13 protein-coding genes are annotated in these 15,473 nt (G+C 34.1%); 10 read left to right on the top strand and 3 right to left on the bottom strand.

Features of this window, described 5'->3' with window-relative positions; all coding sequences use genetic code 11:
• Positions 1 to 109: 109 nt before the first annotated feature.
• A complete protein-coding gene (locus NE544_RS07580; RefSeq protein WP_256268918.1) occupies positions 110 to 718 on the bottom strand; it encodes a TetR/AcrR family transcriptional regulator in 609 nt (202 codons plus the stop codon).
• A gap of 186 nt (positions 719 to 904) precedes the next feature.
• Between NE544_RS07580 and NE544_RS07575 the strand changes: the two genes are divergently transcribed.
• The 6 genes from NE544_RS07575 (at position 905) to NE544_RS07550 (ending at position 10,540) form a co-directional block, all read left to right on the top strand.
• Positions 905 to 2,986: an RND family transporter gene (locus NE544_RS07575; protein ID WP_256268917.1), complete on the top strand. Its 2,082-nt coding sequence runs from the start codon at positions 905 to 907 to the stop codon at positions 2,984 to 2,986.
• 2 nt (positions 2,987 to 2,988) lie between these two features.
• The gene (locus tag NE544_RS07570; RefSeq protein ID WP_256268916.1) at positions 2,989 to 5,490 is read left to right on the top strand and encodes a hypothetical protein; all 2,502 of its coding nucleotides are present in this window, start codon (positions 2,989 to 2,991) and stop codon (positions 5,488 to 5,490) included.
• Between the two features lie 93 nt (positions 5,491 to 5,583).
• A complete protein-coding gene (scfA, locus tag NE544_RS07565) occupies positions 5,584 to 5,736 on the top strand; it encodes a six-cysteine ranthipeptide SCIFF (protein WP_003865538.1) in 153 nt (50 codons plus the stop codon).
• A gap of 80 nt (positions 5,737 to 5,816) precedes the next feature.
• A complete protein-coding gene (gene scfB / locus NE544_RS07560) occupies positions 5,817 to 7,211 on the top strand; it encodes a thioether cross-link-forming SCIFF peptide maturase (protein ID WP_256268915.1) in 1,395 nt (464 codons plus the stop codon).
• Positions 7,192 to 8,520, top strand: a complete 1,329-nt coding sequence (locus NE544_RS07555) for an aminotransferase class I/II-fold pyridoxal phosphate-dependent enzyme (protein WP_256268914.1) — start codon at positions 7,192 to 7,194, stop codon at positions 8,518 to 8,520. The genes scfB and NE544_RS07555 overlap by 20 nt, the downstream gene beginning before the upstream one ends.
• A gap of 88 nt (positions 8,521 to 8,608) precedes the next feature.
• Complete coding sequence (locus tag NE544_RS07550; RefSeq protein WP_256268913.1) at positions 8,609 to 10,540, top strand: NAD(P)/FAD-dependent oxidoreductase; 1,932 nt, start codon at positions 8,609 to 8,611, stop codon at positions 10,538 to 10,540.
• 4 nt (positions 10,541 to 10,544) lie between these two features.
• On the opposite strand, the gene NE544_RS07545 is transcribed toward NE544_RS07550, so the two are convergent.
• Complete coding sequence (locus NE544_RS07545) at positions 10,545 to 11,282, bottom strand: nitroreductase family protein (protein WP_256268912.1); 738 nt, start codon at positions 11,280 to 11,282, stop codon at positions 10,545 to 10,547.
• A 56-nt stretch (positions 11,283 to 11,338) separates the two neighbouring features.
• Between NE544_RS07545 and NE544_RS07540 the strand changes: the two genes are divergently transcribed.
• Genes NE544_RS07540 through NE544_RS07525 form a run of 4 tightly spaced genes read left to right on the top strand, consistent with a single transcriptional unit; the run spans position 11,339 to position 14,288 of the window.
• Complete coding sequence (locus NE544_RS07540) at positions 11,339 to 13,009, top strand: DUF975 family protein (RefSeq protein WP_256268911.1); 1,671 nt, start codon at positions 11,339 to 11,341, stop codon at positions 13,007 to 13,009.
• Positions 13,006 to 13,716, top strand: coding sequence for a TraX family protein (locus tag NE544_RS07535; RefSeq protein WP_256268910.1), 711 nt, complete (start codon positions 13,006 to 13,008; stop codon positions 13,714 to 13,716). Before NE544_RS07540 ends, NE544_RS07535 begins: the two co-directional genes overlap by 4 nt.
• Positions 13,717 to 13,729: 13 nt before the next feature.
• Positions 13,730 to 13,873, top strand: a complete 144-nt coding sequence (locus NE544_RS07530) for a hypothetical protein (RefSeq protein ID WP_256268909.1) — start codon at positions 13,730 to 13,732, stop codon at positions 13,871 to 13,873.
• Positions 13,874 to 13,895: 22 nt separating this feature from the next.
• Entirely contained in the window at positions 13,896 to 14,288 is a 393-nt protein-coding gene (locus tag NE544_RS07525) for a TatD family hydrolase (RefSeq protein ID WP_256268908.1), read from the top strand.
• 14 nt (positions 14,289 to 14,302) lie between these two features.
• Here the strand turns inward: NE544_RS07525 and NE544_RS07520 are convergent, their stop codons facing one another.
• Positions 14,303 to 15,427: a GTP-binding protein gene (locus NE544_RS07520; RefSeq protein WP_118115803.1), complete on the bottom strand. Its 1,125-nt coding sequence runs from the start codon at positions 15,425 to 15,427 to the stop codon at positions 14,303 to 14,305.
• Between the last annotated feature and the right edge of the window lie 46 nt (positions 15,428 to 15,473).

Below are 15,473 nucleotides of genomic sequence, written 5' to 3'. Positions count from 1 at the left end.
ATTTATGGTATTGCGAAAAAGGGAGATACAATGACAAGAAAAAAGGGGATCTTTATGATCCTCGTATATGTCATTTATATGATTTATATTATTGTACGCTAGGTTTGTCCTAGCTTTTTTTCTTTCCTTGGGAAAGAATAGCTCGAATGGAATCGAAAAGAATGGGTTTATATTCTTCGATAGGAAGGGGTTGACTGTGAAGAATACTGTTGTAGCAAGTACTTCCTGTTAATTCTACAATTAAGTAAAGTATGACTTCTGAATTTTCAAATTCATATCCATTTGCGGTTGCGATTTCATTAAACCCTTTTATAAGGTTGAAACTATCATTATCAATAGCCGTATTTAATTGGGCATGGAACACGCCCCAAGATAGGTTTCTTTCAACGAATTTTAAAATCAATGGATTGTTTTCTAGTCGAATCAATACTTGATTAATCAAGAAGATAACAGAGTCTTCAAAATTACGAATATCGTTTTTTTCTAATTGTTTGTGGGCTTCTTCAAAAAGGCGATGTGCTTCTTTTTGAATTAGAATATCGCGTATTTGGTATTTATCTTTGAAATAAAGATAGAATGTTCCTTTTGCGACTCCTGCGTTTTTTACAATATCATTAACAGAGACATTCGTAATGTCTTCTTTTGTGAATAGATTAAAGGCAGCCTGTAAGAGGTTGTTTTCTTTTATTTTCTTGTTTTCAATTATCTTACTTTTCATGCGTATCACCATCCTTATTATAAACAATAATTTAGAAAAAACAAATAAAAATGACCGATTGAACATATTAAAACAATTGTATATTTGGAATTTTAAAAAAATAAAACAAAAATATTGACTAGCGGTCAGTTTGGTACTATACTCTTCACGTAGTAAAGGAAAGGATAGAAAAAAAGGTGATTCGATATGGATAAGATGTCAAAATGGATAGTTAAATATCGTAATATGATTTTGGCTGTGGCCATTGTTCTTTTGATTCCAAGTGCAATTGGTTATTTCAATACAAATATTAATTACGATTTATTATCTTATTTACCTTCGACTTCAGAATCTATGAAAACACAAAAGATTCTTGGAGATGATTTTAACTTATCGAGTGTAGATTTCTTGGTTGTCAACAATAAATCAGATCAAGAGGCCGCAAAAATTAAGGAAGAGATCAATAAAATTGATGGAGTTGAAAAATGTATTTGGAGAGATGATGTATTAGATATTTCAGTTCCAAAACAGGCAATTCCAGAAAGCATTCAGGATATGTTATATTCTGGTGACAGTACAATGATGATTGTTACATTTAAAGAGCCAACATCGTCAATGCGTACAATGAATGCGATTAGTAAAATAAAAAAATATACAAAAGATGATTGTTACTTAGGTGGTATTTCAGCCATCAGTGAAGATACTAAAGATCAAACAGAACACGATACGCCAATTTATGCAGGCATTGCGGTTGTATTATGTATGATCGTATTATTCTTAGGATTAGAGAGCACGATTGCTCCAGTTGTATTTATGTTAGGAATGATTTTCCCAATCGTTTATAACTTTGGTACAAACGTATTCTTAGGTGAAATTAGTTATATCACAAAGGCTTTGGCCGTTGTATTACAGTTAGCTGTAACATTGGATTATTCCATCTTCTTATTACATAGATATCAAGAAGAAAAACAAAAACTTCCAAATGAAGAGGCTATGGCAAAGGCTATCAAAGCTACGTTTACTTCAATTACTTCAAGTTCAATCACAACAATTGCAGGTTTCGTTGCCTTGTGTGTAATGCAGTTAACACTAGGTAGAGATATTGGTATTGTCATGGCGAAAGGTGTAGTTCTTGGTGTATTATCAACTATCTTCATTTTGCCAAGCTTGTTGATGTTCTTTGATAAGACGATTGAAAAGTACAAACATAAAACAATTTTGAATGAGTTACATAAAGTTCCTCGTTTTGTCATTAGACATTATAAGAAAATTCTTGTTGCCTTCGTATTGATTTTCATTCCATTTGGATATGGTCAGGCACATACAAATATCTATTATGATTTGATTTCTGGTATGCCAGGTGATTTTGCGAGTATCATTGGTACAAATCAGTTAAAAGATAAATTTGATATGACAACAACACATTTCGTTTTAGTGGATGATAAATTAACAACGAATGAAATTCAGAATATGTGTTCTGAAATCAAAGATTTAAAAGGAGTTCATAACGTATTAGCGTATGAAGAATTTGTGGGTCCAGGACTTGCATCCAACTTTACTCCAAGTGTAGTAAAGGATATTTTCCAAAATGGTGGAAAGAAATTAATTGTTGTGAACAGTGATTATAAAGCTGCAACCGATGAATTAAATACACAGTTAGATAAAATGGATACCATCATTCATAAATATGATAAGAAGGGTATGATTGGTGGAGAAGGAAGTATGACACGTGATTTGATCACAACAACAAATACAGACTTTGCGATGGTTAACGTATTATCTGTCATTATGATCTTTATCATTGTTGCCTTAACATTTAAATCATTTGCACTTCCAGTCATTTTAGTACTAACCATTGAATTTGCGATCACAATCAATATGGGTATTCCATTCTTTACAGGAACTACACTTCCATTTATCGCAAGTATGGTTATCGGAACTATTCAATTGGGTGCCACAGTAGACTATGCCATCTTAATGACAACGCGTTTTAAAGAAGAATTATCGCATGGTAAGAAGGTTAAGGAAGCGGCTTTGATTGCGATGGAAAAATCGAGTGTTTCCATTATGACAAGTGGATTCTCATTCTTTGCCGCATGTATCGGTGTAAGCTTTGTAGCTAAGATGGATTTAATTAAATCATTAGTTATCTTATTAGCGCGTGGTGCATTAATTTCAGTCGTAAGTATCTTATTAGTATTGCCTTCATTGTTGATTTTCTGCCACAAGTTCATTGAAAAGACGACAAAGAATTGGCCAGAATCAAACATGGAAGCGAAAGGAGAATAAATATGAATTTAAATCATACAGTAAAAGTAGTTGGTAGTGTATTGTTGAGTGCAGTTATGGCAGGAAGTATGATGCCTGTGACTGTATTTGCGCAAAGTAATGATGAAAATCCTACAGAAAAAACAGAAACTGTTTATTCTGTATTAAACTCAGATGGTTCCATCAGCGATACAATCGTATCTAGCTGGTTACATGATGAGGATGGAATTAATAATATTAAAGAAACTTTAAACTTAACAGATGTTAAGAACATTAAATCAAATGAAAAACCTTCAAAAGACGGAAATACATATACATGGAATGCGAACGGTAATGATGTGTATTATGAAGGAACAGCCACAAAACAACTTCCTGTGTCTGTTAAAATTCGTTATGAATTAGATGGCCAAGAAATGTCTGCAAAAGATATGGAAGGTAAGTCTGGTCATTTAAAATTAATGATTTCTTTCACAAATAACTATTCACAAGTAAAAAATATCAATGGCAAATCAATCGTAATTCACCCTAGTTATTTAGCTGGTGGTATGTTGAATATGAGTACTGGTAAGTTCTCAAATGTGAAGTGTGAATCTGGTAAGATTGTAAATGATGGAACAAATGAAATGTTGGCATTTGCGAATATTCCAGGCTTGAATGAAACATTAAAATCTGCAGGTTTAGACAAAGTAAACAATCAATTAGGAATCAGTGATGATGTAACAGTAGAAGCGGATGTCAATGATTTTGATTTAGGATCTATCATGGTTGGTATGACAAATGAAATTGATTTGAATCAAGAATTAGGTGAAATTGGTTCCGTATCTGAATTAACAGATGGAATTGATCAATTAATTGAAGCTGACAATCAATTGATCGATGGATCAAAACAATTGTATGATGGAACAACTCAATTAAAAGAACAAGCTGCTCCATTAACAGGTTCATCTGATCAAGTAAGACAATTATCTGCAGGTGCTATCCAATTAAATGATGGTGTTAAAGCCTTACAAACAGGATTAACAGCTTATACAAATGGTGTGGATACTTTAGCTGCAGGAAGCCAACAATTATATGGAATTCCTCAAGGTGTATCTCAAATTCAAAATGGAGTTTCAGGCAATTTAGGTCAAGGAAAAACTAATTTATTAGATGGTGCAACAGCGTTGAATGAAGGTTTAAAACAATTAGAAGCACAAGTAAACACATTAACTCCAACTGAACTAGATACTATGCAGACTCAAATACAAGGCGCTATGTCAACATTAGCAGGTATGCAAAAAACTATCACTGATGATAGTGCGACATTAGGCGGTTTAAGTAAAAGTCTTACAGATGCATCTGATACATTAACTGCTTTACAGAAAGATACAACTTTAGCTAGTCAAATTGCAGCCGTAGCTAAAGATGTAGCTGATTTACAAACGACAGTTAAAGAAAATAATACAAATATTGCCGATAAAAACACTGAAATTAAAAATAAAGTAAGTGAAATTAATTCAAAAATTAGTGGCGTAAATACACAAATCAACGATAAAGTAAGTGCAGTAAATAGTGAAATTTCTAGTGCTTATTCAACAGCAAATGCAGCATTAGATGCGGCTGCAAGTACTAAGGGTTTAGATGAATCAACAAAAGCTGCTATCGAAAGTGCAAAGTCCAAATTAACAAATCAACCTATTACTGTACCTGAAAATAATCAATGGATTCAAACAATAGATGCAAGCAGTTTAACTTTGAAGGATGATTTGAAGAGTTTAAGTTCAGATAAATTAGTAAAAGACGCGAATAACATCACAGAAACTTTGAAGGGATTAGATGACAAATTAACGGCTATGAATACGAAGTTGTCTGATGCACAAAAAGTATTAGTGGGAGAAGATGGCAACGGTGGATTGAAGAATGATTTAAATGAAGCCGAGAAGACTTTATCTGATATGAATAAATTGTTAAATCAATATACAGATCCAAGTACAGAAAAAGTGAAGAATGTTAAAAACTTCAAAGAGTTAGTGACTGGTTTACAAGCTGCTATTAAGAAATTATCTGCAGGTTCTGAAGGAATCTTAGGTGGTGTTCAACAAGTAAATGCTGGATTAACTCAACTTCAAAAGAAATCTCAAGCTGGTATTACTCAAGTAGCTGAGGGAAGTAAAACATTATCTTCAAATAGTGCTACATTAAATGGTGGTGCTAGTGCATTATCAGATGCTACAGGAACATTAGCTGGACAGAGTGGCACATTCAATGAAATGGCTGATGGATTAGATACATTAGGTAAGGCATTTGAAACATTGAATTCAGGTGCTAAACAATTGTATGAGGGTAATGAACAATTCAAGTCTGAAGGATTGGATCAATTAAAAGAAAAGGTTGATTTAGGTGTTGGAGAACTTGAAACATTACAAAGTGTAATGGATGAAATCAAAGCTATGAATAAAGAATATGCTTCATACTCTGGTGCTCCAGAAGGTGCTACAGTAACTAGTCGTTACGTATTCCGTACTAAGGAAGAAAGTTCTAAATAGTTTAAAAAGGTATTCTTCGGAATGCCTTTTTAATTTGATATTCTTTGGTTGGCGTGTTAAAATAAAAGGGAATTTATATGGGGGTATATAATCATGAAACATATTAATACAGTAGATACTCGTAACTTGTGTGAAAGCGCAAAAAATGGTGGATGTGGAGAATGCCAAACTTCTTGCCAATCAGCTTGTAAAACTAGCTGCGGAATCGCGAACCAAGCTTGCGAAAATAATAAAGAAAGTAAGTAATTAAGAAATGCCGAAGTGATTCGGCATTTTTAATGCCGCCTTTAAGGCAGCATTTTTTAAATTTGAGGGAGGAAAAATACATGATTCATCAATATAAAATGTTTAATCAGAATATTGTATTGGATATTTGTTCAGGAAGCATTCATGTGGTAGATGAAATTGCTTATGATATGATTGCTGAATTTTTAGATAAAGATAAAAACACCTTGGTTTTAGAAATGAAGGAGAAATATCCTAGTGTTGAAACATCTGAATTAGAAGAATGTTACGACCAAATTACAGAATTAAAAGAACAAGGTCGTTTATTTAGTGAAGATACATATGAGCCAATGGCAGGCCAGTTAAAGGCTAAGACAAGTGGTGTCATTAAAGCTTTATGTCTTCATATTGCCCATACTTGTAACTTGAATTGCTCGTATTGTTTTGCCAGCCAAGGAAAATACCATGGAGATCGTGCATTGATGAGTTTTGAAACGGGAAAACGTGCTCTTGATTTCTTGGTGGAAAATTCAGGAACACGCAGAAACTTAGAAGTGGATTTCTTTGGTGGAGAACCACTAATGAACTTTGATGTGGTTAAACAATTGGTGGAGTATGCTCGTAGTATTGAAAAAGAAGCTGGAAAGAATTTCCGTTTTACATTAACGACAAATGGTATGTTGATTGATGATGACGTAATTGAATTTGCGAACAAAGAAATGAGCAATGTTGTGTTAAGCTTAGATGGACGTAAAGAAGTGCATGACCGTTATCGTGTGGATTATTCTGGTAAGGGAAGTTTTGATACAATCGTTCCTAAATTCCAAAAGTTAGTAAAGGCTCGTGAAGGTAAAAATTACTATATGCGTGGTACTTTTACTCATGCCAATCCAGACTTCTTAAAAGATGTGCAACAAATGTTAGATTTAGGTTTTAGAGAATTAAGTATGGAACCTGTTGTTGCCAAATCGGATGATCCTGCAGCACTTACAGAAGCCGATCGTGAAGTTGTTATGAAACAATATGAAGATTTAGCTAAATTGATGTTGGAATATGATGAGAAGAAAGATCCATTTACTTTCTATCACTATATGATTGATTTAAAAGGTGGACCATGTATTTATAAACGTATTTCAGGATGTGGTTCAGGAACTGAATATATGGCTGTAACACCATGGGGAGATTTATATCCTTGTCACCAATTTGTAGGAGAAGAAGCCTTTAAATTAGGAGACATTTATACGGGTGTCACAAACAAAAAGGTCCAGGATGAATTTGCATCATGTAACGTATATGCACGTAAAGAATGTGCAGATTGCTGGGCAAGACTTTATTGTTCTGGAGGATGTGCAGCCAATGCATACCATGCGACAGGATCTGTCAAAGGTGTATATAAAGAGGGTTGTGAACTATTCTGTAAACGACTAGAGTGTGCCCTTGCCGTAGCCATTATTCGTGATATGAAAGAAAATAATCATGAAGACGCCGATTGTTAGTTTTCTAAAATCGTATCAAGAAAAATCACCTGTAAGAATGCATATGCCAGGCCATAAAGGTGCTGGCATTCTTGGTTTTGAAGGAATGGATCTTACAGAAATTTATGGAGCCGATGAGTTGTTTGCGGCAGAAGGAATCATTAAGGAAAGTGAACAAAATGCTTCCTCTTTATTTGGCTGTCCAACCTATTATTCAACCCAAGGCTCTACTTTATGCATTCAAACGATGTGCACGATATTATGCCAAGATGCCAAAAGTAAAGGCAAGACGCCTAAAATTCTTGCAGGAAGAAATGCGCATCGAAGTTTTATTCATGCGGCTGCACTATTGGATTTTGAGATTGAATGGTTATATGGAAATAGTGATTATTTATCTTGTAAGATACATGCAGAGGATTTAGAAAAGGCAATTATTGAAAGTCATCCTACGGCTGTATATCTGACAAATCCAGACTATTTAGGAAATCTTTTGGATATTAAGTCTTTAGCTAGCGTATGTAAAAAACATAATGTACTACTCGCCATCGATAATGCGCATGGTGCGTACCTTCGTTTTTTAGAACCGTCTTTACATCCTATTGATTTAGGAGCTGATCTATGTTGTGATTCGGCCCATAAAACACTACCTGTACTTACAGGGGGAGCTTATCTTCACTTAAGTGAGTCTTTGAATCAAGTATGGAAAAATAACGTTAAACATTTTATGGAATACTTTTCTTCTACAAGCCCATCCTATTTGATTATGGCATCTTTAGATGCGGCAAATGAGGTGTTGGATACTACGTTTAGAAACTCTTTGTCTGAATGTATTCAAAGAGTTGATGGATTAAAGAATACTTTGACTCAACATGGATATACGATTCTTTTTGGTGAACCTATGAAGATTACGATTTCAACGAAAGAGTTTGGCTATACTGGAAATGAAATCGCAAATCTTTTAATGGAATGTGATATCTATCCTGAATTTTATGATTCAGACTATATTGTATTAATGCCATCTCCATATAATACGAAGGATGACTTAAAACGATTAGAGACATGTTTATGTGGAATTGATAGAAAACCTATTTTAATAAATAAACCACCAAAATTAGAACAATCTAAAAAAGCCATGAATGTGCGTCAAGCTTTATTTTCGTCAAGCATAACATTGGATGTATCTAAATCATTAGGACAAGTATGCTCCAGTGTGACTGTATCTTGTCCTCCTGCGATTCTTCCAGTGATTCCAGGTGAAGTGATTAGTGAGTCTTCTATTGAAGTCATGAAATATTATGGTATTGAAACTGTACGAGTTGTCAAAGAATGACAGCTCTTTTTCTTTTATATATGTGAAACCGCTAACAATTGAAGTATAATAAAATAAGAAGTTAACATACGAAAAGGAGGAGAATCAAATGTTTGACAAATTGTTTGAACCCATACAAATACGTGGTATGGAATTAAGAAATCGTGTTGTCATGTCTGCGATGGGAACACATGAAAGTGCGGAAAGTGAAGATGGAAAGAGTGTTACAGATAAGCTGATTGCGTATCATGTGGCTCGTGCAAAAGGTGGTAACGGATTAAATACAATTGAAGTTACAAGTGTGGATGCCCCGAGTGCACCTTTTGGATTCTTGTCGATTGCCGAGGACAAATACATTGCAGGATTTAAAAAATTAAATGATGCCGTGCATGAAGCTGGAGGAAAAACTTGCATTCAATTATGGCAAGGAGGATTAGCAGTAGCTTCAGATCAAACGGCTCAGATTTTAGTACCCAATGACTTACCATTAAGTCCACAATATACAGTGCCAGCTATCACAAATGAAAGATTGCTCGATATAATAGATAAGTTTGGACAAGCCGCAAAACGTGCAGTAGAAGCTGAATTTGATTGTTTAGAATTCCATTGTGCGCATAACTATTTACCACACTCTATGCTTTCAGGTGGAATTAACCATCGAAGTGATGAGTGGGGTGGCTCTTTTGAAAATCGTAAAAAATTCCCATTGGAATGTATTAAATCGATTCGTGCCAATATGCCAGAAGATATGCCACTATTCATGCGTGTGGATTGTCATGATGACATGTTAGAAGGTGGACTAACGGTTGAAGAAGTGATTGAATTTTGTAAGGATGCCAAAGAATTCGGCGTGGATGTATTAAATATTAGTCGTGGAAATATCTTAACGGCAGCTACATTATATGAAGTGGCTCCAGTGGATATTGAAAATGGATTTAACGTAGAAGATGCTGCTCGCATTCGTAAAGAAACAGGTATGTTGACAATGCCATGTGGACGTATCAATACGCCTGAATTTGCCGAAAAAATCTTAGAAGATGACAAGGCCGATTTAGTTGTCATGGCACGTGCTCAGCTTGCCGACGCTAATTTCTGTAACAAGGCTAGAGCTGGTAAAGTCAATCAAATTCGCTATTGTATTGGATGTAACCAAGGCTGCTACGACTCATTCTGTGCATCCTTATATAATCCAGCGATTAAACACATTACTTGTATGCGAAATCCTGGCTTATTAGAAGAGGAAACATTAGGTTTAAAACCTGGATCCGTTTCTAAAAAAGTTGTCATCTTAGGTGGCGGAATTGCAGGTATGGAAGCAGCTCTAGATTTAAAAGAAACAGGCAATACACCAATCTTATTTGAAAAGAGTGAAAGTCTTGGTGGACAATTCTTATTGGCCGGGGCTATTTCAGCTAAAAAAGATTTTAAAAATGCGGTAAATAAAATGATTTTGGATGTTCAAAAATCTGGAATTGAGGTGCACTTAAATACTGTTGTTACTAAGAAAATGCTAGAAGAAATTAAGCCGGATGCACTCATTGTTGCGATTGGATCGAGTCCATTTGTACTTTCAATTGAAGGTGGCGAAAGAGCCATTGTTGCACATGATGTATTAAGTGAAAAAGTTGAAGTACCAGGTGAAAACGTAGTCATTATTGGTGGTGGTCTTGTTGGTTTTGAAACAGCAGAATTCTTGGCTGCCAGACAAAAGAAAGTCACTATTTTAGAAATGAAAGAAAAAGCTTTACAGGATCTAGGTCCATTACGTCAAATTACAGCGCAGTTTGCGATGGCACAAATGCCAATCACAATTGAAACAAGTACAACTGTAGAACGAATTGAGGATCATGTTGTTGTTGCCAGTGGCAAAGAATATCCATATGATAGTGTCATTATGGCTGTTGGATCAAAGGCAAATGATACAAGTATGTATGCAAATTTAGACATTCCTACATACATCGTTGGTGACTGCAAGAAAGCAGGTGTTGCCTTAGATGCATTTAAAGATGCGTATCATGCTGCTTTAGAAATTAATAAGTGAAGTCTTAATCGGCTTCACTTTTAAATTGGTCAATATATTTTTGTACAGAATTTGTCATTTCTTTTGAAAAATCCGAATTGTATTTTCGTTTACAGAAAGCTGTTGCCCATTCATTTAATGTTTTATTTCCAGCTTTATGATCAAACATATTTTTTAATTCCTGTTTGTCTTTTCTATGATATTGATTGACACAAACAATATCTTCTAACTGACAACGCTTTGGTTTTTGTCTTTTAAAATGATCATTTGCAGGATATCCAAGTACTAACATGCATACAGGGACTACATATTCACTTAGATTTAATAGTTTTCTATGTAAATCATGCTGTTCTAGAATGTCACCAATGTAACAAGATCCAATCCCAAGACTTTCGGCAGCTACAACTGCATTTTGTGCGGCAATAGTCGCATCTGTTGTGGCTAGTAATAAATCGCCTACGCCTGGTTTTCTTGGATTGCAGTTTTCATAGCTAAACAAATCATACCATTTTTGAAAATCAGCACAGAAAATTAAAACCATTTTAACCTGATTAATAAAAGATTGATTATCACACGTTTTAGATAGTGTTTCTAGCAGTTTCTTATCTTGTACATCAATAATTGTATACATTTGTTGATTTCCTGCACTAGGGGCTTGCATAGCCGCTTGAAGTATCAGTGTTTTGTCTTCTTGTGATATTTCTTTATCTTCAAAAATACGACAAGACTTGCGGTCAAATAAACTTTGAATAATTGGATTCATTATAATTCCTTCTTTCTTTTGAAAATATTTTACTATAGATATGCTATTATTTAAGTATGAAACTAAGTGAAATTAAGAAAAATGCACATAAAAATGTAAAAACACACTACGCGACCTATTTAGTGTTATGTCTTGCAGCAGTATTGATGGGAAGTGAATTTAGTTCGACTTTATCCCTTTTAAAACAAGATAATGCCAAGAGTGTTTCAGGCCTGTTAATGCACTCTTCTTTTGTGAAGTCGATGACATTTTTACTTCCTGAAGACGTCTTTGGTACAACCAATGGTGTATTTGCACATGTCGTAAATGGAATTACTTCAGGATCCTTTGTGAAGACACTGTTTTTAGGTTTATCGACCATTGTTCATTCAAAAGATATTGCGAGTATTTGTTTTGTCGTGATGGGTTTATGCATATCTGTGTTCTATAGAGTGTATATTGTGAATGTATTGCCAGTCATTAATCGACGTATGTTTCTTGAAGGAAGAGTTTACGCAAAACTTCCACTTGATCGATTGGTTTATTTAATGCGAATTCGTAAACAGATGCATGTTGCGTTTGTGAAGTTAGTGAAATCTATTATTTTGACAATTATGAACTTTACTGTGATAGGAGGCGTTTACTTTTATTATGTCTATTTTTTAGTGGATTATATTTTGGCTGAAAATCCAACAATATCTTTAAAAGATGCACTCTCTTTATCTCGAAATATGATGAAGGGACATAAGTTTGAATGTTTTAAATGGCAATTTTCAATGGCTGGATGGTACATTTTGGATGTTTGTACATTTGGGATTAGTGCTATATTTTATTCAAATATGTATCGTATGGCTGTGATGAGTGAATTTTATACACTAAGAAGAAAAGAATTTCAAAGTGCTATCTTAAATGATACGTATTTATTTGAAAAACCAAGCAGTGCTTTGATGCGTAATACGTATTCGGATGTAATTGCGGCATTGAATGCGAAAAATCCAATAGAAAATGCGTATACGGGCGTAAAAAAATTCTTGTGTGATAATTTTGGAATCATCTTTCATTTGAGTTCAAAAGAAAAACAATATGAAAGATATACCTATAATAAAATGGAAGCTGAAACTATGATTACCGAAGTGTATTTATTATGTTATCCAGTAAGGCTATCTCCAATTGAAGAGGAGTATAAGAAGTCAAATCTTCGTGTTTTACATCCAAATCGAAATTATACAGTAACATCTATTTTAGTCTGTTTCTTCTTTATGTGTTTTGTCGGATGGATCTGGGAAGTGAGTCTATCTATGATTAGCTATGGATGTTTTGTGAATCGCGGCGTTTTACATGGTCCGTGGATTCCTATTTATGGTTTTGGCTGTGTTTTGATTCTGCTTTTATTAAAACGATTTAGAATGCGTCCCAAAGTTGAATTTAGTATGGCCGTACTTCTTTGTGGATGTATTGAATACTTTACTGGTTTCTTTTTAGAGCTTACGCATAATGGTCAAAAATGGTGGGATTATACAGGCTACTTCTTGAATCTTCATGGAAGAATTTGTGCGGAAGGCTTATTGGTGTTTGGTGTTGGTGGTATGGCTTTTGTCTATGTGATTGCGCCATTAATTGATAACTGGGTAAAAGAACACTTAAATAAAAGATTATCTACTGCCTGTTTAGTTTTACTTCTTTTATTTGGTGCAGATGTTGTTTATTCGCACTTTGAACCTAATGTAGGAGAGGGTGTGACTCAATGATAAAAAAGTTAAATGGAAATCAAATCAAGATGATTGCGATCATTGCGATGTTTATGGATCATTTCGCAACTACATTCTATCCGAATTATGAAAAATTCTGGTGGCTTTTATTGATTCATTTAATTGGAAGAGTAGCGGCTCCTATCATGTGGTTTATGGTGGTTGAAGGTTATACGCATACGCATAGTTTAAAGAAATACTTAGAAAGATTATTGATTTTTTCAATTATCGCTCACTTTGCGTATAACTTCTGTTTTGGCATATCTTTGATTCCATTAAAGGATTCTTTATTAAATCAGACAAGTATTATATGGCCACTATTCTTATCGGTGATTGGTTTATGGGTAGAAGATCAAGATTGGAAAGACGCAAAGAAGATAGGTTGTATTCTAATTCTTTGTTTATTGGCATTTCCAAGTGATTGGTCATGCTTTCCAATTCTTTGTACAAACCACATTTATAAAAATCAAGGCAATTTAAAAAAACAAGTATTAGGTATGGCCTTATATATTTCCATGTATGTTCTTGTTTATTGTCTATGTATTGATGTAGTTTATGGTTTGTTGCAGTTTGGAATTGTTTTAGTCTATCCAATTATGTCTTTATATGATGGAACAAGAGGAAAGAGTACTTTTATGAAATGGTCCTTCTATTGGTTCTATGTAGGACATTTAGTTTTGTGTGGATTGATTCGTGTAATGATGTAGTGGTAAAGAATGGATGAGTAAAAAAGTACGTAGAGTGCCAGTTATTCTTGATGCAGGAGAAATTAAAGATTTACCACAGGAAGATATACAAATGATTTTAAGAGGTGCCGATGAATTGATTTCAACTGGTGGAAGAAGTATGCTGGCTAAAATATGAAAGGGTTCAAAGGATAAAAAGAATGAATGAAATAAGCCGTAAAGTTCTTAAACACTATCAGATTCGAAAAACAAGGAAACAAAAAGAAGAATTTCGTAAATTTTTAGTAGACGAACTAAAACAATATGGATGTATGGATTATGTCAAAGAATATGATGAAGTGGTATCTTATTTCACGATTGGTCCTTCAATTGGAAAAGAAGAGGAAGTAACGCATTTAGTAAAACAAGTATCTATGGACAAATTACTTATGGAATCCGATGGTATTGAAGCTGTGAAATGGGCTATTGATAATGATGATTATATAGTTGCTTTAAAAAATGAAATTACTATGGTGGCTTCGTTAAAGAATCAATCGTATTCTGAAGTCGAAAGAATTTTGGATCAAAACTTTTCAAAGTTAATAAAAAAATAGGAGAATTTCTTCTCCTATGCAAGACAGTCATTGAACTGTCTTTTTATTTGTTCTTCATTCATATTCTTTCCAATAAAGACTAATTGATTGATTCGATCTCCATACTCTTCATCCCAGTTTTGAGCGAGTTGAGGATTGGCTTTTAATAAATCTATTTGATCTTGTTTTGGAGCTGATGCGATCCATAATGAGTCTTCTGTAAGTGAATTTAATTTACCAGCTTGTTCAAATAAGTAGGCAGAATCAGGTTGGTTATCAAACCATACATAGCCTTTGGTACGAATCACATTCGGATAGTTATTTAATAGATTTGTGAATTTCTTTAAATCTAATGGTTTTCTTGTTTGCCACACAAAAGTAGAAATTCCATATTCTAAAGCTTCACCTTCGTGATCGTGATGGTGTTCATGCTCTTCGATTTCGTGAAGCCAACCAATGTTATTTTGGGCTTTTTCATAATCAAAGTTATGTGTGTTTAAAAGCTCTTCTAAATCAACTTGGCCAAAGCTAGCCTCAATGATTCCGGCATTTTTACATAGTTTATGAATGACTGCCTTGATTTCATTTTTCTCATCTTCGTTGACCGTTTCTGCTTTGTTTAAGATAACGGTATTACAGAATTCAAGTTGCTGCATCAATAAAGAGTCTAGCGAATCTTCATCTTCTACTGGTTCTAATAAGTGTTTACCACAATTGAATTCATTCGATAATCTTGCCGCATCGGCAACACAAATAATGTTATCTAAGTGAAATAATTCAGGTAATCCTCTAGAATATAGTGTTTCATTGGCGGCTGTGATAGTTTGTGCGATAGGGATAGGTTCACAAATACCACTAGCTTCAATAATGATGTAATCAAACTTATTGGATGAGGCTAAGGCTGAGAGTTGTTGTAAAAGATCTAGTTTTAGTGTGCAACAAATACAGCCATTGGTAAGACCTACAACGTCTGTGTCTTCTTTTTGAATTTGTGCATTTTTATCAATTAGTTTTTGATCAACATTGATTTCACCAATATCATTGACAATGATCGCAACTTTATATCCTTCTTGATTTTTTAGAATGTGATTTAATAAAGTAGTTTTGCCAGCTCCTAAATAGCCAGTTAATAATAAAATAGGTATCGATTTTCTTTTCATTTTTAAAACCTCCTTCACTTATTGTATAATATTTGCGATAAAAAGG

This window comes from Holdemanella sp. MSK.7.32, from assembly GCF_024460475.1.
Classification (GTDB): Bacteria; Bacillota_I; Bacilli_A; order Erysipelotrichales; family Erysipelotrichaceae; genus Holdemanella.
Note: the sequence above shows the minus strand (reverse complement) of the source record. Positions and strands in the feature narration are given on the sequence as shown.

Coding starts and splice junctions, on each gene's coding strand:
- NE544_RS07530 (WP_256268909.1), top strand. CDS start 13,730: ATGAGTAAAAAAGTACGTAGAGTGCCAGTTATTCTTGATGCAGGAGAA.
- NE544_RS07550 (WP_256268913.1), top strand. CDS start 8,609: ATGTTTGACAAATTGTTTGAACCCATACAAATACGTGGTATGGAATTA.
- NE544_RS07575 (WP_256268917.1), top strand. CDS start 905: ATGGATAAGATGTCAAAATGGATAGTTAAATATCGTAATATGATTTTG.
- NE544_RS07535 (WP_256268910.1), top strand. CDS start 13,006: ATGATAAAAAAGTTAAATGGAAATCAAATCAAGATGATTGCGATCATT.
- NE544_RS07525 (WP_256268908.1), top strand. CDS start 13,896: ATGAATGAAATAAGCCGTAAAGTTCTTAAACACTATCAGATTCGAAAA.
- NE544_RS07545 (WP_256268912.1), bottom strand. CDS start 11,282: ATGAATCCAATTATTCAAAGTTTATTTGACCGCAAGTCTTGTCGTATT.
- scfB (WP_256268915.1), top strand. CDS start 5,817: ATGATTCATCAATATAAAATGTTTAATCAGAATATTGTATTGGATATT.
- NE544_RS07555 (WP_256268914.1), top strand. CDS start 7,192: ATGAAGACGCCGATTGTTAGTTTTCTAAAATCGTATCAAGAAAAATCA.
- NE544_RS07540 (WP_256268911.1), top strand. CDS start 11,339: ATGAAACTAAGTGAAATTAAGAAAAATGCACATAAAAATGTAAAAACA.
- NE544_RS07520 (WP_118115803.1), bottom strand. CDS start 15,427: ATGAAAAGAAAATCGATACCTATTTTATTATTAACTGGCTATTTAGGA.
- NE544_RS07570 (WP_256268916.1), top strand. CDS start 2,989: ATGAATTTAAATCATACAGTAAAAGTAGTTGGTAGTGTATTGTTGAGT.
- scfA (WP_003865538.1), top strand. CDS start 5,584: ATGAAACATATTAATACAGTAGATACTCGTAACTTGTGTGAAAGCGCA.
- NE544_RS07580 (WP_256268918.1), bottom strand. CDS start 718: ATGAAAAGTAAGATAATTGAAAACAAGAAAATAAAAGAAAACAACCTC.